At 69.3% G+C, this 18,380-nt stretch carries 15 protein-coding genes and 1 pseudogene; 7 read left to right on the top strand and 9 right to left on the bottom strand.

Going from position 1 to position 18,380, the window contains the following annotated elements; translation table 11 throughout:
• Positions 1–746: 746 nt before the first annotated feature.
• From OG417_RS24915 to OG417_RS24895, 5 genes and pseudogenes are all read right to left on the bottom strand, one after another.
• The gene (locus OG417_RS24915) at positions 747–989 is read right to left on the bottom strand and encodes a hypothetical protein (RefSeq protein WP_329260716.1); all 243 of its coding nucleotides are present in this window, start codon (positions 987–989) and stop codon (positions 747–749) included.
• A gap of 165 nt (positions 990–1,154) precedes the next feature.
• On the bottom strand, positions 1,155–2,492 hold the full coding sequence (locus tag OG417_RS24910) for an NAD(P)/FAD-dependent oxidoreductase (protein WP_329260713.1): 1,338 nt from the start codon (positions 2,490–2,492) through the stop codon (positions 1,155–1,157).
• Positions 2,493–2,520: 28 nt separating this feature from the next.
• A pseudogene (locus OG417_RS24905) lies at positions 2,521–4,530 on the bottom strand (erythromycin esterase family protein).
• A 378-nt stretch (positions 4,531–4,908) separates the two neighbouring features.
• Positions 4,909–7,347 carry an APC family permease gene (locus OG417_RS24900; RefSeq protein WP_329260709.1) on the bottom strand — a complete coding sequence of 813 codons (2,439 nt, stop codon included), beginning with the start codon at positions 7,345–7,347 and terminating at the stop codon, positions 4,909–4,911.
• On the bottom strand, positions 7,344–9,479 hold the full coding sequence (locus tag OG417_RS24895; protein ID WP_329260706.1) for an FUSC family protein: 2,136 nt from the start codon (positions 9,477–9,479) through the stop codon (positions 7,344–7,346). Before OG417_RS24895 ends, OG417_RS24900 begins: the two co-directional genes overlap by 4 nt.
• A 406-nt stretch (positions 9,480–9,885) precedes the next feature.
• Between OG417_RS24895 and OG417_RS24890 the strand changes: the two genes are divergently transcribed.
• Both OG417_RS24890 and OG417_RS24885 read left to right on the top strand, forming a co-directional pair.
• The gene (locus tag OG417_RS24890; protein ID WP_329260703.1) at positions 9,886–10,761 is read left to right on the top strand and encodes a Gfo/Idh/MocA family protein; all 876 of its coding nucleotides are present in this window, start codon (positions 9,886–9,888) and stop codon (positions 10,759–10,761) included.
• Positions 10,762–11,359: 598 nt separating this feature from the next.
• Positions 11,360–12,931 carry a Na+/H+ antiporter gene (locus OG417_RS24885; protein ID WP_329260701.1) on the top strand — a complete coding sequence of 524 codons (1,572 nt, stop codon included), beginning with the start codon at positions 11,360–11,362 and terminating at the stop codon, positions 12,929–12,931.
• 77 nt (positions 12,932–13,008) lie between these two features.
• Here OG417_RS24885 and OG417_RS24880 read toward each other — a convergent pair whose 3' ends face one another.
• Together OG417_RS24880 and OG417_RS24875 are read right to left on the bottom strand one after the other, a co-directional pair.
• Complete coding sequence (locus tag OG417_RS24880) at positions 13,009–13,350, bottom strand: hypothetical protein (RefSeq protein ID WP_329260698.1); 342 nt, start codon at positions 13,348–13,350, stop codon at positions 13,009–13,011.
• A gap of 18 nt (positions 13,351–13,368) precedes the next feature.
• Positions 13,369–14,175, bottom strand: a complete 807-nt coding sequence (locus OG417_RS24875) for a glucose-6-phosphate dehydrogenase assembly protein OpcA (RefSeq protein WP_329260696.1) — start codon at positions 14,173–14,175, stop codon at positions 13,369–13,371.
• Between the two features lie 237 nt (positions 14,176–14,412).
• Between OG417_RS24875 and OG417_RS24870 the strand changes: the two genes are divergently transcribed.
• The 5 genes from OG417_RS24870 to OG417_RS24850 all read left to right on the top strand — a co-directional run bounded on the left by OG417_RS24870 (position 14,413) and on the right by OG417_RS24850 (position 16,219).
• On the top strand, positions 14,413–14,571 hold the full coding sequence (locus OG417_RS24870) for a DUF1931 family protein (protein WP_329262555.1): 159 nt from the start codon (positions 14,413–14,415) through the stop codon (positions 14,569–14,571).
• A gap of 266 nt (positions 14,572–14,837) precedes the next feature.
• Entirely contained in the window at positions 14,838–14,960 is a 123-nt protein-coding gene (locus tag OG417_RS24865) for a helix-turn-helix transcriptional regulator (RefSeq protein WP_329262545.1), read from the top strand.
• Between the two features lie 104 nt (positions 14,961–15,064).
• A complete protein-coding gene (locus OG417_RS24860) occupies positions 15,065–15,256 on the top strand; it encodes a hypothetical protein (RefSeq protein WP_329260694.1) in 192 nt (63 codons plus the stop codon).
• Positions 15,257–15,353: 97 nt separating this feature from the next.
• Complete coding sequence (locus OG417_RS24855) at positions 15,354–15,839, top strand: general stress protein (protein WP_329260691.1); 486 nt, start codon at positions 15,354–15,356, stop codon at positions 15,837–15,839.
• Positions 15,840–15,859: 20 nt separating this feature from the next.
• Positions 15,860–16,219, top strand: coding sequence for a DUF5335 family protein (locus OG417_RS24850; protein WP_329260688.1), 360 nt, complete (start codon positions 15,860–15,862; stop codon positions 16,217–16,219).
• A gap of 161 nt (positions 16,220–16,380) precedes the next feature.
• Here the strand turns inward: OG417_RS24850 and OG417_RS24845 are convergent, their stop codons facing one another.
• Positions 16,381–17,970 carry an FAD-dependent oxidoreductase gene (locus OG417_RS24845; RefSeq protein WP_329260685.1) on the bottom strand — a complete coding sequence of 530 codons (1,590 nt, stop codon included), beginning with the start codon at positions 17,968–17,970 and terminating at the stop codon, positions 16,381–16,383.
• Positions 17,954–18,379 (bottom strand): thioredoxin, encoded by a 426-nt coding sequence (trxA, locus tag OG417_RS24840; RefSeq protein ID WP_329260681.1) that lies wholly within the window; start codon positions 18,377–18,379, stop codon positions 17,954–17,956. Before trxA ends, OG417_RS24845 begins: the two co-directional genes overlap by 17 nt.
• Between the last annotated feature and the right edge of the window lies 1 nt (position 18,380).

Genomic DNA, 18,380 nt, shown 5'->3' with positions numbered 1-18,380 from the left:
TCCCGGAGCCTCGCTGAACGTGGTTCACCTGCGCTCAATCGACACCGCCGACCTGCGCTTTCACGTATAGCCGCCGGTGCCCGCGTGTTCGAGCTACTTTTTTGACACGGTAGAGGTCACTGGTTCAATCCCAGCATCGCCCAACCACATGAAAGTGCAGGTCAGAGGCCATCCCCCATCTCTGGAGGGCAGAGCCTCAGTCGTCTATGGGCGATATTTGGGCGTTGATCTTGGCGCCATGGTTCACCGCCGCTGCGCCGCTCGAAAAATAGGGTTCGGATCGTGAACCTGCAGATTCAGGAAGCCCGGTGATATTGGTTGATCAAGTCATCCAGGACCGGTCGCCGCCGGATGGAGCGGAGGTCAGCCGGGCCGGTGATCGGCCGCGTGACAGTCGTCTCGACTGCGGGCGGTCGCTGACCGCGGGACTGATATGGACGATGATCGTTATAGTGCTCGGCGTATTCGGACGGATCTCGGACAGATGCCTCGCGTTGAAGATAAGCGTACGGTCGAGCACTTCGCGGCGGAGGGTTCCGACGACCCGCTCGCAGATCCGTTCCCCCGTGGCGCTTGGGGCGGGGTCCTGATGATCCGCAGACCGTCGGCTCGGAAGAGCTCATCGAAGGCCGTAGCGAACTTGGTGTCCCGGTCACGGACCAAGAACCGCAGCGCCTCAACTCGGGCATCCAGTTCCATGGCCATGTTCCGGGCCTGCTGAGCCACCCATGTCCCGGTCGGGTGCCCTACTCGATGCATACCAGCTCGGACAGGCGCTTCAACGTGATGGTATCCGCCGTGAAGAAGTCACACCCGATGATTTTGCAGGCCTGGTCGGTCGTCAGGTCGGCCCGGACCTGCGCGGTGCTGGATCGATCCCGGCTCCGTTGAGAATCTGCCATACCGTCGAGGGGGCCGACGTGGTGGCCGAGGCCAGCCAACGCCCCGTGGATCTTCCGGTGCCCCCATTCGGGGTTCTCCGGGCCCATCTGAAGGATCCTTTCTTGACCGCGGTAGCCGTCGGCGGCCGTCCCGATCGGCGCCGGTCGGTGTACATCCATTTGCGGGCGACCCGGCGGCGGTGCCAGCGCAGGATCGCCGCGGGAGTCACCGCAAACACCGCCCATCCGGGGGAAGATCCCACGTTCCTGCGCTCATGCCGTGTGCGGCGCCTGTGGCGGAGGTGCACGCACCTCCGCCGTGGCGGCGAGCCGGACCGCGGAGGCGGGCACCATGCCCAGCTGGACCAGCTGACGGGACAGCAGCGCATCCAGCGTCCAGTCACTGCATATCCGCAGCCGGTTACTCGGGACGGCCGCCAGATGATAGCCACGGGTGACGACCTTCGCCGGTATTCCGGACAGTGGCAGTCCCAGTACTTGGGCGGCGGCTTGGACCCCGCCCAGATCCACGACGAAGCCCAGATCCTGGTGCTCATAGGACCGACGCCGGCCGTGGCCGTACGTGGCGGCGATGTTGTGAGCGGCAGTGATGCCTTGGCGCTGAGCATGCTGGGCGGTCATCGCGGTGATCTGGCCAGGGCGGGTCAGGTCGGGCACGGCCGCTGCGTCGCCGCAGGCCCAGATCTCCGGATGGCCCGGCACATTGAGATAGGCGTCGACCACCAGCCGGCCCTTGATCGTCGGCAGGCCCAATGCCTCAATCAGCGGATCGGGACGGACGCCCACGCACCAGATCAGCGTACGTGTGGGCACGAATTCCCCGCCCGACAGCCGCACTCCTTCGTGTGACGCTTCGACCACGGTCGTGTGGGGACGGATCTCCATCCCCCGGCGACTCAAGACCTTGTGTGCCGTCTTTGACAGCCGTTGGTCGAGTTCCGGCAGTGGGCGGGCGGCGATGTCGACCAATAGCCAGCGAATCGGCTGGCCCGCCAGGCCCGGACAGCGCATCGCGGCCTCATTCGTGAGCAGCTGGCCGTTCGCGGCGACCTCCGTCCCGGTGTAGCCGGCGCCCACCACCACGAAGGTGCAGCGGGCCGTACGTTCGGCAGGGTCATCGGTCGCCTCGGCGAGTTCGATGTCGCGCAGGAGCGCGTCGCGCAGGTAGACCGCCTCTGCCATGCTCCTGAATCCGTAGGCGTACTCGGCGATTCCGGGGATGGGGAGCAGCTTGTTGACGCTGCCCACGGCAAGGACCAAGCGGTCGTAGCCGAGCGATTGGTACGCACCGTTGGGGGCCAGGTAGGTCAGCTGGTGAGCCGCGATGTCGACGGCCTCCACCGTGCCCAGCAGGGGCCGGACGCTCGGGCATGTTCCGACCAGCGGGACTGCGACCCGACGGGGCTCCAGGATCCCTGCCGTGACCTCGGGGAGCAGCGGAAGGTACAGGAAATGGTCGGTGGGGTTGATCAGAATCACCTCGACCGCATGCCCGGCCAGGCGAGCCAGCGTCCGCGCGGCGTGATAGCCGGCGAAGCCGGCGCCGACGATCACGACACGTTCGTGGCCACGGCGCGCCGACACGGTCATCGCCCCTTCAGTGCGTTCATGGGCCCTCCTACACGGTGAAGGGATAGGTCTCCGGTGCCTCACCGCGCTCCCATCGGGCGGTCCGCTCGAGGGGTTCGACCGCTCGCGTCTCGTCGATGTGGATCACGGCGTCGAACTGGTCGGCCACGCGTGCCCGGAAGTAGTGACTCTCTCGTTCGCTCTGCGGCCGATAGATCACTCCGATGGCCCGCTCCAGCCTGGCGGTACGCAGCACCTCACCCGCCGGCGGTGCCAGGTCGAACCAAATGAGGAACTCCGTGACGCCCACCTGGTGGAACAGCTCTTCAACGCTGTTCGGCAGGGCCGGACGTACGACCTTGCGATCGGCAGGAGCATCCCAATCGTCGGCGGCGGTGACCGTGCCGGAGTAGGTGGTGAAGCCGATCAGGCGGCACTGGCCGGGATGTTGTTCACGCACCAGCTGCCCGACGTTCAGCTCCCCGCGGGAACCCGTCTCGGTGGCGCGCGCGTCGCCGAGATGGGAATTGTGCGCCCACACCACAATCTTCGCCGGTTCGCCCCGCACCCGTCCCAGATGGCCGAGGAGAGCTTCGAGCGTCTCCACCATGTGCCGGTCTCGCAGGTTCCAGGTGGAGACCCGCCCGCGGAACATCTCCCGGTAGTACTTCTCGGCGGCCTGTACAGTGACCGCGTTGCGCTCCGCGTAGAAGGCCTCATCCTCGGCGAGCAGCCCATCCCGTTTCGCATACTCCGGCGCGCGCCGTTGCATCTCGACCAGTTGAGCGACCACCTCGTGTTCGCACGTCTCCCCGGCGCCGAAGGCGGCCGCGAATCCATACGACTGGCCATCATCGCCGCTGGCGTGGTCGAAACAGGCGTAACGGTCCCTGGCGCGTTGCGCGGCATCGGGGTCCACGCGTTCGAGAAAGGCGATCACCTCGTGCATGGACCGGCGCAGGCTGTACAGGTCCAGCCCGTAGAAGCCCGCCTTGCGCTTCTCGTCGCCGACGCGGTCGTTGTGTTCGCGCAACCAGCCGACGAAATCCAGCACGGCCGTGTTCCGTTACATCCAGGTCGGGAAGCGCTCAAAGCCGCTCAGCGCCTCCTCGGCGGTCACGTCCTCGCTCCGATGGCGTACGAAGCGGTTCACCCGGTAGGCGTCCGGCCAATCCGCCTCCACCGCGACACCGCAAAAACCCCTCTCCTCGATGAGACGGCGAGTCATCTCCGCACGTGCTGCGTAGAAGTCGTGAGTACCGTGCGAGGCCTCACCGATCAGCACCAGGCGCGCGTCTCCGACCAGCCCGAACAGGGTCTGCTCCGGCGGAACGCCGTCCTCGACACGCGCGGCCGACATCCCTATGACCGCTAGGTCCGACGGCGGACCGGCCTTGGCCGCGCCTGCGCTCGCTATCGCCGCCGCGCGCAGTAGATCACGCACCTCTTCGTCCGTGGTCTGGGTGAAATCCCAGTACGACCGGCCGACGGCGAAGAACGGCGATGGTGTCGTGGCACAGACCACCTCGTCCACCTCGAGCCTGAGCTCCTCACATGTGGAGCTGGGCGCGGCCGGCACCGCCACCACGATCCGGGCCGGCTCCAGCCGCCGCAGCGCCACAATGGCGGCGCGCATGCTCGACCCGGTCGCAAGACCGTCATCGACCAAGATGACGATCCGGCCGGACAGCTCGGGCATCGGCCGACCTTGCCGGTACCCCTGTTCCCGGCGCATCAGCTCGCGGCTCTCTCGCTCGGCCACCTCCCGGATGACATCGGGGGCGATCCCGAAGCCGATGACGACATCTTCATTGAGAACGATCACCCCACCACTGGCGATCGCGCCCATGGCGAGCTCCTCGTGCCCAGGGACACCGAGCTTGCGTACCAGGAAGACATCCAGCGGGGCGTCCAGGCAGGTCGCCACCTCATAGGCCACCGGGACTCCGCCGCGTGGCAGGCCAAGTACAACGACGTCGTCGCGGCCGCGGTAATCCTCCAGCAGGCCGACCAACGCACGGCCCGCATCCCGGCGATCGCGGAAGATACGTTCGGGCATCGCAGTCACCGCCGACTCGGCTCGACAACTCCCAAGATCCGGGAACACCGCCGGCAGCCACGTCGCCAGTGGACCCGCGACCTGCTGTTTTTTCAGCCTACGTGTTGCCCGGTGTCGTCTCGTCCCCGGGCCCCGGTCGATTCGACCTGGCGTGTTCGCAGCCACGCTCGCTCCGCGGGCCCGTGCCGAAACGCGGTCGCGTCTTCGCAGTGCAGCGACGCCTGATGGCCGGTCCGGTCACATCAGCTCATCGAGCATGCTGCGCAGGTGGGCCGCCGCGACCTCGATGTCGTTCTGTTTTCGTCGCGCTTCGATGACGAGTGCGGCGAAGATACGGTCTGTAACCGCGAGCTGACATTCCTTGACTCGAGCCTCTCCTCACGGCATGTGAATCGGGACGCTGACGATCACGATCCCAGGGAACACGCGCAGTTGGCGGCGTAGCCGCTCGGCAGTCCGACTGTGCAGAATGCCGTGCCATGAACGTGTGACGACCGTCTCCGGCAGGACAACAGTCACGATGATGTCCTGTCGCTGGGCGGACAGGGCACAGAGGTAGTGGGCCAGCGGCGCGATGACCGCGCGGTACGGGGAGATGATGATCTCCAGGGGAATATGGTCGCCCCAGGTGTTCCAGTGCCCACGGAACCGTTCGGCCTCCTCCTGACCGGGACTGATGTGCACAGCCAGCACGGGATGGCGGAGTGAGGTGGCGTAGGCGAGGGCGCGCAGCGCCGCGCGATCGAGCCGCGCGACCGGCACGACGACCAGCACGCGGATCTCATCCGGACTCTCCTGCTCCTCCCTAACGGCCGACCGTGGAGTCGCGGCCTTTCCCGGCGGAACGGGCGCGACCGTGCCGGCAAGCTCACCCGCGCTCTCCGGCGGCGGGCGTAGTGCGAGCACCTCGCGCACCGTCGCGTAGTGCCGGTGAATCCGCAGCGCGGCGACGATCAGCAACGGCACACCGAGGACCAAGACCCAGGCGCCTTCCGTGAACTTGGTGACGGCCGCCGTGAGCAGCACGAGACCGGAGACCAGCGCCCCGACGGCGTTGACGGCGATGCTCTTCCGCCAGTGGGCGCCACGGTCGCGCCACCAGTGCACGACCATCCCGGTCTGCGACAGGGTAAAGGCCAGGAATACGCCGACCGCGTACAGCGGGATGAGCGACTGGATGCGTCCGCGGAAGGCCAGGAAGATGACGGTGGCCGTGACCGCGAGCGCGACGATGCCGTCGCTGAAGGCGAGCCGATCGCCCATGTGGAGGAATCGCCGCGGCGCGTAGTGGTCGCGAGCCATGAAGTACAACAGCCGTGGGAAGTCGGTGAAGGCGGTATTCGCGGCCAGCATGAGGATCAGCGTCGTGACGGCCTGGGTATAGCCGTACAACAGGCCGCGGCCGAACGTCCGACCCGCCAGTTGGGACAGCACGGTCTGGTTCGGCCGGGGCACGACTCCGTCCAGATGGACCAGCGCGACCAGGCCCGCGAGCATCGCCACCAACAGCCCCACCATCAGCGTGAGAGTGGTCCGGGCGTTGCGCCATTCCACTGGTCGAAAGACCGGTATGGCGTTGGACACCGCTTCGACGCCGGTCATCGAAGTGGCGCCGGAGGTGAACGCACGGAGTATCAGGAGCAGGCTGAGGCCCTCGGTCGCCCTGATCGCCGGTGGCGGTGCGGCGGCGAACCCATGGGCGGCGGCACGCGCCATGCCCACCGCGATGAGCAGGAACATGGCCAGGAGAAACGCGTACGTCGGGATCGCGAACAGATTTCCCGCCTGGCGGACACCGCGGAGGTTCCCCGCGAGCAGAACGGCGATCGCCGCCAGCCCGAGGACAAGAGAGTACGGCCGGATCGCGGGGACCGCGGACGCGATCGCATCGACGCCGGACGCGATCGACACCGAAACGGTGAGCACATAGTCGGCTATCAGTCCGGCGCCCGCCGCCAGTCCCCAGCGAGGTCCGAGGTTGTCGCCGGCCACGACGTACGACCCGGCGCCCTGGGGGTAGGCGGCGATTGTCTGCCGATAGGACAACGCGACTGCGATCGCCAGGAGGATCAGTACCAGGGTGAGCGGCAGAGACAGGCGCAGCGCCGCGCTGCCCGCCAGCATCAGGACGCTCAGCATCGCCTCCGGCCCATAGGCGACGGAGGACAGCAGATCGGAGGACAGCACCGGCAATGCGACCAGCTTGCGCATTCGTTCGTGCGCGACCGCTGTGGTCTGCAGCGGCGGGCCCAGTACCAGCCTTTTTGCTCTTACGAGCGCCAATCCGAGACGGGAGTCAGGCATGATTCCCGCCTCAGTCGTCACGAGTTCGTCCGGCGCTTCCGCGCGGAACATCCGAACTGGAGCAAAGCGTCCAAATCTCGTCGGAACCGGATCATCGCGGAAGTAGCCGAGCGCCGGATCGACCGGCAGCGCCCGGTCCGCGCGCCGTCCGGCGAGCACCGATGCCCAGTGGCGCCCTACCTCCCGCAGCAATCGCTCGTCTTCCAGGCTCAGCGGGTGATATTCCTCCGCGGCGCTCAGCGCGCTGGTCGGCTGCTCCTCCGGGCGGCGATCGCCGTTTCGATCAGGCCGTCCGTGCGCGCGCTCCACACGGCCAGCGTATGCCGAGGTCATCCGGCTGGATCCCGGCCGTGATGCGGCCCGCGACTGCCGTGCCGGGCCTTTGCCCTTGAACAACCTTCCCCGCAAGGGTGAGATCCGCCGAGCGGTGCCCAGTCCCCCGGTTCTCCGCCTTCTTATTCCTCGCGAGCTGCCGTCGACTCGACCGCAGCCACCCACGCGTCGCGCGGTCAACGTCCGCCGGGCCGGCAGGCCACCGTCGCGCGGCTGAGTTCCCTGAGTCGCTCGGCGTCAGCGATCAGCCCGTACACCATGTCGCGAATGCCTGCAATACCCGCAGGCTCCACGAAAGTTGCACCGGGGACGATGTGGCCGAGGACGCCGGCCCGGCTACGGCCGGGTGGCTCCGGTGGGCGTTGATCGCGGATGCCGACTTCGGCCTGCGGCGTTGCCGAACCCGGATCGGGAAAGGCGAGGACCTCGTCGGCGCCCTGGTCAAGATGGTCGGCGACTTTACGCGCGGCCATAGCGATGGGACCGACCGGGACGGCGGCGAAGGACGCCGGCGACGTCAGGCGATCTCGTAGCCGCCGCGCGGCTCTACCCGTCTCACCGATGCGCGAGATCTGTTCGTCGGGTGACCCAGCCTTCCGTCTGAGCCTGGTGCCGGCCGCTTCGAGCGTGGCGGCGGCCGACGCCGCCTTCCGGTCCGCGCCGCGGATCCGGGCTTCGCGGCTCCTGGACGGTTCGGCGACCGCACGCGCGAGCGCGGCATGGGTATGTAGCAGCCGAGCCAGCCGCTCGGCTATCCGGCGCTGGATCCCGGCCGGAAACAGCAGCTGCGCGAAGAGCAGCGCGAGCAGGGCGCCCGCGAGACTGAGTACGATGCGCAGGATCCCGGCCCGCCAGTTCAGCGGCGCGGTGAAGTCGATGAGGAGCATGGTCATCGGCGTGCCGAACATGATCCAATAGCCCGTGTTCACCGGTTTGAGCGTGAACCCGAGCGCGCCGCTGATGAAGATCAAGGCGAGGAGGGTGATCCGCCCAGGCATGAGTGCCAGGGCAACGGCGGCGGCTGTGGCGCCGACTGTGGTGCCGACGGCCTGCTGCAGGACCATCCGTACCGTGCCGGTGTACGAGTCGCGCAGGCTGAACAGTACGGTGAGGATCAGCCAGTGCGGGTGAGACAGGTGCAGTCCGATAGCCAGGATCATGGTCAGTGCCAGCGCCGTACCCAGGCGTGCGGCGTGCCGGAACCGGGGCGACCGGGTCCTGACCGCTTCGACGCACCGGCCCCACCAGGCCCGGATCCCGGGCAGTCGTCGCCCGGCGATGCGCCGCTCTTGCGCTAGGACCCGGCACACCGTGTCGGCCGACGCATTCATCCGGCCGATGATCCGGTCAGCGTGAAGGCGCAGCGCGATGGTGGGCAGGCCGGCCCTCCCGGTGACACCCCGGCTGTCGTGTTCGCCCGACCGGCCCATCGGAACCGAGCCCGCCGCCACAGTGTCGGGCGGCACGTCGTCCGTATCCGTCTCGATCGCCATGCCGAGCGTGCGCAGCCGGACGGCGACGGTGGTGAGGGCCGCCCCGAATTCGGCCTGCCACTCCGTTGGATACGGCCGACTTTCCAGGCGCAGCGCACCCAAGACGGCTGCCTCGTCCATCACCTGGTGGATCGCCGCAATGATCCGAGCCGGTCGGCGCTGTTCCTCGAAGCCGCCCGAGCGGTAAAGGCCGTAGGCGACCCGAGCGGAGTGAAGGTCCGAATACGCCGTTGCGCGCCGACGAGGCCATTCGCCCGGGTCCAGGTCAGGGCCCGCCAGATCGTCGAGTGTGTCGGCGACCGAACATGCGGCGGCGGCGATACCAGCGCGCAGCGGCCGAAGCCTCTGTGCGACCCACGGCGCCAGCAGCAGCACACAGATCCACACACCGCCCAGCGTCTCCAGCAATCCGTTGTACAGCGCTGGGCTGGTCGCCGGCCGCAGCGCCGCCACCAGCGTGCACAGCGCCGCCATCGGTCCCAGCTCGGGAATGGCCGCGCCTAGCGCTGCGACCGCGGATGTGACCACAACCATCAGCCAGTCATGGCTGCTGACCAGGCCCCCGAGCCAGGAGAAGAGTGTCACGACGGCCACCCTGATGATCATCGAGCGGGCACGGACGCCCTGGCGCCCCTGCGGGCCGATGACCCCGACGTAAAAGGCCCCCAGAGCGACGAGCTGGCTCTCGACGACACGCCCGGTAATCAGGCCCACCACCAGCGGGACACACACACCGGCCGCGGTCACCAGCCCGTAGACCGGCGCCGCGCAGCCCTCGAACGTGGCGAACGCCCGGCGCAGCCACAACAGCGATGACACGGCCTGCTCCCTGGCAACGTGGCGGCGGTCTCCGCCCCTTACCCCACCTTGTTCACGCCTACCCACCACGATGCCCGGCGCTGCGGTCGGCTGAGGTGCTTGGTCCGCGTGGCCGCGGGCGGGGCCGGGCGATGTAGCGGCCATTAGGCCAGCGCGCCACGCCGCCGACCACGACCCACACCGGCGCGGAGACCATGAGCTTCTTTGGCGGCCTGGAGCTGCTCGACCGGGCCTGGTCTCCTGTTCGCACTGGCGGCCGGAGTTCGCCGATATCGACGGACCGGCACCTCACGTCCCCAGTACGGCACGGTCGGCCGCAAGCCCTGAAGGCTCGAGTTACCGCCTGGGCGAGGGGCACAGCCCCTCCCGCTTCCTCCACGACGTGGCGGGTGATTACGGTGGGTGTATGAGGGTATCGGTGGGACTGGTCGGCGCGGGCCGCTCGGCGGCCGAGTTGTACGCGCCCTCGCTGGCGTCCGCCCCCGCGATCCGGTTCGCGGGCATCTGGTCGAGGTCGCCGGAAGCCGCACGGAGCCTCGCCGCGCGATGTTCGGTTCCCTCCTTCGGCAACTTCGCCGAAATGCTCGAGCATTGCGACGCAGTCGCGTTCGCCGTGCCGCCTGCCGCGCAGCCGTTCCTCGCCGCGGCGGCGGCGGGACGGCATGTGGCCCTCCTGCTGAGCAGGCCGATCGCCGACGACCTGGCCGGGGCGGAGGAGTTGGCCGAGGCCGTCGCCGACGACGTGGTCTCTCAGGTGGCGTTGACGTGGCGCTACGCACCCGCCGTTCGAAGCTACCTTGACACCCAGGTCAGGCGGGCGCGGCCCATCGGCGGCACCGCCCGCCTGATCTCCGCGGCGCTGGCCTCGGACGCGCCGGCGTGGCGGGCCGAGCGGGGCGTGCTCATGGACGTGGGGGCGGACGTGGTAGGCCTTCTCGACGCCGCCCTCGGCCACACGGCGCTCATCCGCGCGCACGGCGATCCGCACGGCTGGGTGGGCCTGCTGCTGGAACACGAGGGCGGCCGGTACAGCGAGGCCTCGCTGCTGGCCACCGCGCCGGCCGACCAACCCGCCCGCGCGGAGATCGAGATCTTCGGGCGGGGCGGCTCCGCCATGATCGACTGCAGCGACGTGACTGAGCGCGAGGCTGTCGGGACGATGGTCGAGGAGTTCGCGGATGCGGTCGAGCACCGCAGACCGCACCCATTGGACGTGCGACACGGCCTCCACCTTCAGCGGCTGCTCGACGCCGCGGAGACCGATCTGCTCGCCGGCCACTGACCCGGAGGGCGCGCCGGTCCACATCAGCCACCGCATCGAGACCGATCCCGCTACACATCGACGCTGGCCACGGATCGCCGATAAGTTCATCGAGGAGTTCGCGGCCGCTCTTGGCGGGCTGGCCGGGGGACCGATGGACGCACGCACCGCCCTGCCGCCGCTGGCCTCCAGGACCGGCCCGGACGCTATGCGGGCCTGGTGGCCGAGGCGCTCCAGCATGGCGCCCGGCTGTCCAAGGTCGGCGAGCCGACGCCGGCCACCGGAGCGTTCGCGCGACCGGCGATCCTCACCGGAGTGACGAGCGCCAGGAACTGTTCGACCCGGTCGTCCTAGTCGACGCACCGCCGCGAGCGACCCCCGCGGCCTGCTCCTTATCGACTTCACGGGGTGGGTGAACCGGACGGCCGGGCTGTCCGCGATCTCCCTCACTCTGCCCGGTGCCCGTTGCAATGCAAGGGCCGTCGACGCCGAACGATGCCGGGACGCCCGCTGGGGACGCGGCCGCCGTGCGAACTGCCTTTTCCGCGGTCACGGCGCCATACCCGGACCGCGCGTCGCCGAGGCTCGAGCGCCCCATCTCCGGGGAAGGACCGCGACCATGAGCCCCGTGTCCCTGTTCGTCGTCGGTCTTGCCATCGCGGTGGTGGTGCTGCTCTCGCGCGCGCTGTCCGCCCGAGCGGGGATCCCCGAGGCCATCCTGCTGGTGCTCCTCGGCGCTGCGGCCGGCTTCCTGCCCGGCATGCCCGAGACCCGGCTCCCGGCGCAGCTCGTGCTGCTCGGTTTCCTGCCACCGCTCGTCTACCACGCGGCGTTCTTCACCGCGCCGAGGGAGGCGAAGGCGGACGCGGTACCGATCATCACGCTCGCCGTCGGGCTGACGCTGGTGACCACCGTCGCCGCCGGGTCCGCGGCGTGGTGGACCATGCCCGCGATGGGCTGGGCGGCGGCCATCGCCCTCGGCGCCGCCATCGCTCCGACCGACCCGGTCGCGGCGACCTCGATCATGAAACGGCTGGCCACGCCGATCCGGATCGTGACCATCGTCGAGGGCGAGAGCCTCATCAACGACGGCGTCGCGCTGACCGCGTTCGGGCTCGCCGTCGAAGCGCTACGGGGGCCGTTCTCCTTCGGCCACGGCGCCACCAGACTGGCCGAGGTGGTCGTCGGCGGCATCGCGTACGGCCTCGTCGTGGGCCTCGTCAGCGCCCGTATCCGCCGCCGGATCCGCGACGCCGGCAGCCAGATCATCGTGTCATTACTGACGCCATACCTCGCGTTCGTCCCGGCCGATCGACTCGGCCTGTCCGGGGTCCTCGCCACCGTTACCGCGGGGTTCTATCTCGGCACCCGCGGCGCGGGCATGCTGCAGCCGGCGTCCCGGCTGCCCGGACAGGTGTTCTGGCGAGTGCTGGTGTTCATGCTGGAGTCGGCCCTGTTCGTACTGCTGGGTCTGCAGACCCGTGCGCTGTTCCGTGAGCGGGCCGGCCTGCCCTGGTCACGGACGGTAATCGGCACGATGGTGGTCGCGGCCGTCGTCGTGGTCCTGCGGCTGGCATGGACGCTGCTCGTGTTCCCGCTCTCGCGGTACCTGCCGGGGCGGCACTTCACCTTCGACCACCTGCCGTGGCGCGACCGGCTCGTCATCGGGTGGAGCGGCATGCGCGGCGCCACCACTCTGGCGATCGTGCTGTCCCTGCCGACAACCGTGCGCGATCTGCCGCCGGAGATCCGTAGCGAGCAGATCTCCGTGGCCGCCGCGATCGTGTTCATCACCCTGATCGGGCAGTCCATGACGTTGCCTGCTCTGCTGCGCCGGCTCGGCCTCGCCGAGTCGGATCGCGTCCGGATCCAGACGCTCGATGCCCGCCGGGAGATGCTGGAGACCGCGCTGGCTCGACTCGACGAGCTCGTCGAAGGCGGTGTTGCGGACGAGCGCACCGCCCGGGCCTACCGCCAGATCTATGAGGACCGGATCGACCGGATCCGGGCCGAACTCGACGAGGAGGTGGAGGAGGTCACCGATGCCGTCGGCCTGCGCCGCGAGCTGGTGCGGACTCAACGCGAGAGACTCCGGCGGCTGTACCACAAGGGCAGGATCAGCGCGGAGGTCATGCGGGCCGTGGACCGCTGGCTCGACCTCGACGATCCCGACGTCCGCGACGTCGAATGACCCGTGGAGCGCGCCCGGCCCGCCGACCGCGACCACCCCGCCGCGACCAGGCCGTCCCCGGCACCGGACCAGATCCCCTATGTCCGGCTCACCACGGCCGACAGGTGGGGAGCGGCCGCGCGGCGCTGTTCGTCGGTGGTGGTGACGCGGAGGCGGGGCTCGTCGCTGTCCAGCCGCGCGGGCGAGCTGTCGCGACGTCCCTCGGGGATCACGGCGACCCCCATGGCGCCACAGTTCGGGCAGGTGACCTCGCCCCCGGTGGGCGGTGGCACCGGCACGCCGTCCAGCCGGTAGAACGCGAATATCGCACCGACGTCATCGCTCACGTACTGCACGTCGTAGTCGGCGGTCCAGGTACGGCCGCAGCGCCCGCATACGAACCTGTAGCGCTCGACCGCGACGTCGACCAGCATGGTCATCGCACCTCCGAGTTCATCTCAGATCATGCTCAGGGGGCCGCGGACGACGACATTCTGCGGCCACCCCTGGAGGGCCTCTCGGTAGACGTCATCCGGTTCGAGGCGCCGCAGTTCCTCGGCGATCAGTTCGGCCTCGCGGCGCCGGTACAGTGCCACCTGCCGGTCGGGCTCGCCGGGCCGGCTGGCCAGCCATGCGCCCAGCAACACGGCGCTGGGGTTGCGCGGCTCCGCCGCGATCGCCGCGCCGGTTACCTCGCCGTGGGGCCGGTCGAGCTCGACGGCCAGCAGCGAACGCCACTGGGTCAGGCGTGTCCAGGACAGATCAGTGTCCCCGGGCAGGTACGCCTTTCCCAGTCGATCGAGGGCGCCGAGAGGGTCGGCGTTGCCGGCGGCGTCGGTGACGCGCCGTTGGGCCAGGCGGCCCAGGGGCTCGTCACCGGGCCGCTCTGGAGCGAACCTGGGCCACCAGGTGACGGCCGGAGCGTCGGGCACCAGCAGGGGCAGCACCACCGATTCGGCGTGCCGCACCAGCAGGCCGTACAACCGCAACAGCACGATCTCGCCCGGCCTGGCCTCGGCCACGTGGATCTCCGCGTCCATGCGGGTCGCCTCGTCGCTGCCGCGCGGGATGACCGCGATGATCCGGCTGGGATGCTCCCTCGACGCCTCGGCCGATGCCCGCAGCGCGTCGTACTGGTCGGCCTCGGTAGTGACGATCACCAGGGTGAGCACCTTGCCGACGGCTGGACCGCCCATCCGGTGACGCGCCGCGGTCAGCGCGTCCTCGATGCTGTGGGTCGTCGTGTCCACCAGATCGATGATCATTTTCCACCCCCGCGTGGGGACTCGCGGCCACAGGATCCCGCCCCGCGGGGAAGACAAACAGATCGGCGGTTCCGTACGGCCGCACTCGCGCCGTGACACCGGACGGTTCCCATCTTGCCGCTGCTCCTTTCCGGCCACGGCCCGAGAACAGTCCGATGTCCTGGCTTGTCGTTTCCAATCTAGCCGGGGCCGAGCGGTCGTCCCCCGGCCCCGGCTCGCCACACGGATCCCGCCGAACTGATGGTCGCGGGCGAGACCGAGGCCGGCCTGCCACAGATCGTCGGAGGGCTGACCGTCGCGCTCGCCCGCGCGTTCAAACTGATCGATCCGAAGCTGAAGAACCCGCACACCGAGCACTGGGAACGCGTCGCCCGCGTGTTCGACCTCCTGCTGTAGGCCGGCACGAGACCACCCGACGGCGGCTGCACTACACGATCGGGGATGTCACGCGAGCGTCCCCCGACAAAGACTCCACCGCCGATTCCCATAAATTTCCACGCCCCGGCCCGATCTGGGGACTGCGCGCGCCCGCGCCATGGCCGGGCAACAGAACCGCCATGTCTACCCAGGATGAGGATGCGACCGGCCCCACGATGGGCGAGCGTCGAGATGTAGGCCTATCGACACAGGACCTCGGAATCTGAGCGGTCACCAACCGCCAACTGGCCGACCGGCTCTTCATGAGCGTGCACACGGTCGCCTTCCACCTGCGGCACGCCTTCCGCGAACTCGAGGTGACCTCGCAGGTGGAGCTGATACCGCTCGTTATGAGGGCGGGCAAGTGATCAAGGACGAGACCGCCGATTCGGCCGGTGATCCAGGACCCATCTGCGACGGTCTGGCCGAATAGGGGATGTCGCCCGAGGCCGCAGTACATAGCGTCCAGAGCATGGAAACCGTTGAGGACCACACCAGCGCCGCCCGTCTCTTCATCACGGAGGCGCTCACCATGGATCCGCTCACCATGGATCCCAGGATGAGTCACGAGAAGCTCATGGCCGCTCAGGCCGAGGCCGCACTGGCGATCGCGTCGGCGCTGGACGGCGTGGCAACGGCGGTCCGGGACGGCAGGGAGGCGTGACGGCGTAGACGCGGGGCCGGTGGGAGCCGTCCCGCCAACGAGCGGTGCCGTATTCGACCAGACATCAAGGCATCATCCGAGAGGAAGTCGACGGCACATGTCAACCGGCAGGGCCGAGGAAGGCCCGCACAAGGTAGTGCTGGTTACGTACGGTAGCCACGAGGCGGCCCAGCACATCGTGGACGTTCTGGCCGAGCAAAAGTTCCCAGTGGAACACGTGGAAATCGTGGGCACGGGCCTCAGGCTGCAGGAGGCCGTACTCGGCCGCCTCACCCTGGGGCGGACCTTGGCCTCCGGAGCGGTCACCGGCGGCTGGATCGGGCTTATGGTCGGGGTCGTGTTCTTGATCGTCAGTCCGTGGGCGGCGGCATCGGTGATCTCCGCCGTCGTGCTCGGCATCGTGTTCGGCCTCATCTGGGCGGTGTTTGCACACACGTGGCGGCGGCGGTCGTTCGTCGCGGTGCCCGCGGTCGTCGCCGACCGTTACCAGGTGCTGGTCGACGCACCGTTCGCCGAGGAGGCGCGACGCGTGCTGGCCGCGGCCCGGGTGGCCCCGGCCGACAGCGCGAGCCGGCCGCTGTGACCCTTGGGGAGGAGATCGAGATGAGCCAGGCGACGACGGTCGACCGCGGCAAGTGGGCGGAGTTCTTCGACACGCTGAGCGCGGATCACGCCGGTCACAGCGCCGCCATCGAACTGCTCGGCGCCGACTTCGGCGACCAGTTCGAGACCGAGCGGCTGCCGTTCGCGTACGCCTCCTACGATTCCCGCGACGATGTGATCGTCATCGGAGTCGGGGGAAACTCGGCACGATTCCCGGTTCTTCTCCGCCACATGATCGACCATCCCACGGAGATCGACTTCACGGTCCCCGAACCGGCCGAGACCGACGTCCGGATCGTCGGCGGGGACGGGACCGCGACCCTGCTGCGCCTGCGTCCGGAACCCGCCCTGCCTCCCTGAGCACGCTGGTGGGCGCCGTGCCGTGTGGTGCCGCAGGCCCGGCGGGCCGTGGAGACCTCACTCACGCTCCAGGCGGCGGCGGCAGGGTTGCCCCGCCCGCGCCGGGTTCACAGAGGGGTCCGCGGTCCGGACGTCACTCACCCTCCGTTGCACCGTCCGAATCATCCGCTGAGACGCTCGTGGACCAGCCGGACGGCCATCGCGCCTTCGCCCACGGCCGACGCGACCCGCTTGACGGACCCGCTCCTGACGTCGCCGACCGCGAACACGCCTGGCAGGCTGGTCTCCAGGGGCAGCGCGTCGTCGCCGGTGCGGATGAAGCCTTTCCCGTCCAGCTCCACCTGGCCGGCCAACCAGCCGACACAGGGGTCGGCGCCGATGAAGATGAACAGGTTCCGGGCCTCGTGGACGCACCGTTCTCCGGTGCGGTCGTCCTCGACGACGACCGCCTCCAGCGTCTCGTCGCCGACCAGTTCGCGTACCTCGGTGCGCAGGTGGACCTCGATGCCCGGGGAGCGCTCAATCTGATCGATCAAGTAGCGGGACATGTTCTTGCCCAGGTCACCGCCCCGGACGAACAGCCTGACCCGCTCCGCGCGCTTGGCGAGATAAAGGGCGGCCTGGCCGGCCGAGTTGCCGCCGCCGACGACCGCGACGGGCACATGGACACACTGCAGCGCCTCGACCTCGGTGGCGGCGTAGTAGACGCCGCAGCCCTCGAACCGTTCGAGGCCAGGGACGTCGAGCCGCCGGTAGCGGGCACCGGTGGCGAGCACCACCGTGCGGGCGCTGATCCGGCCGCTGTCGCCAAGGGCGATGCCGTAGCCGGCGTTCTCGACCTCCAGCGCGGTGGCCTCCGCCGGGACGCCGAGCCGCGCGCCGAACTTCTCGGCCTGGATGACCGCGCGCTCGGCGAGCTCGGCGCCGGAGATCCCAGAGGGAAACCCCAGGTAGTTCTCGATGCAGGAGGACGTGCCGGCCTGGCCGCCGGTGGCGACCGCGTCGACGACGACCGTGCTCAGGCCCTCGGACGCGCCGTAGACGGCCGCGGCCAGCCCGGCCGGCCCGGCACCGACGATCACGAGGTCGGCGACGTCGCCGTGGGCCGCCGCTGTCGGTAGGCCGATCGCGCGGGCCAGCTCGGCGTTGCTCGGGTTGCGCAGGATCCGGTCGCCGTTGAGGATCACCAGCGGGGTGTCTTCGGGCCGGACGTGCAGCCGCCTCAGCGCCTGCTCGGCCTGTGTGTCCTGTTCCAGGTCGATCCACCGATGCGGGAGCCGGTTGCGCGCCGCGAAGTCCCGCAGCCGCCGGGTGTCGGGTGAGAACCGGGAGCCGATGATCCGCAGCCCGGCGCCGAGCTCGATCAGCAGCGAACGCCGGATGAAGTAGGCACGCAGGAGGAGGTCCCCGAGCGCGGGGTCCCGGGCGATCAGCAGGCGCAGGCGATCCACCGGGATCCGCAGGACCGCGCCCGGCTCGTCGACCACGGCGCCGGCGAGCGCCGCCTGCCCGGTGAGCAGGCCGAGCTCGCCGAGGAACCGGCCCGGGCCGTGCACACGGATGACTTCGTCGGCGTCGACCATCGCGACCGAGCCCTCCAGAACCACGAAGAAGTCGTAGTCCGGCTCGCCCTGTCGGAACAGAACGTCGCCCTGCCGGGTCGGGATCCGCTCGCCATGCGCGGACAGGCGCTGTATCTGCTCAGGGTCCAGCCGCGGCCACGCGCCGTGCACGTCAGGTGTCTCTTGCAATGTTCTTCTCCACCCATGCGCGCAGGGCCGGAGCGGGCGCGGCGCCGGCCTGCCGATCGATCACCTTGCCGTCCCGCATGAGGAGCAGGGTTGGCACGGCCTGGACGGCGAACCGCTCTTGGATCTTCGGTGCCCGGTCGACGTCGACCTTCACGAGCTTGATCAGGCCGGCCATCTCGCGGGCGAGCTGTTCGAGCGCAGGGCTGACCATGCGGCACGGGCCGCACCAGGTCGCCCACAGGTCGACCACTACCGGCACGGAGGCGCGCTCGGCGATGTCGGCGAAGTCGTCGTCGCCGGCGTCGGCGATCCACGGAAGTGGCTGGTGGCAGTTTCCGCACCGCGGCGTACCGTCGGCCACCGCCGGCACGCGGTTGCGCTTGCCGCAGTGCGGGCATTGGACGATCATC

Source organism: Actinoallomurus sp. NBC_01490, assembly GCF_036227085.1.
In the GTDB taxonomy this organism is placed as follows: Bacteria; Actinomycetota; Actinomycetes; order Streptosporangiales; family Streptosporangiaceae; genus Actinoallomurus; species Actinoallomurus oryzae.
Note: the sequence above shows the minus strand (reverse complement) of the source record. Positions and strands in the feature narration are given on the sequence as shown.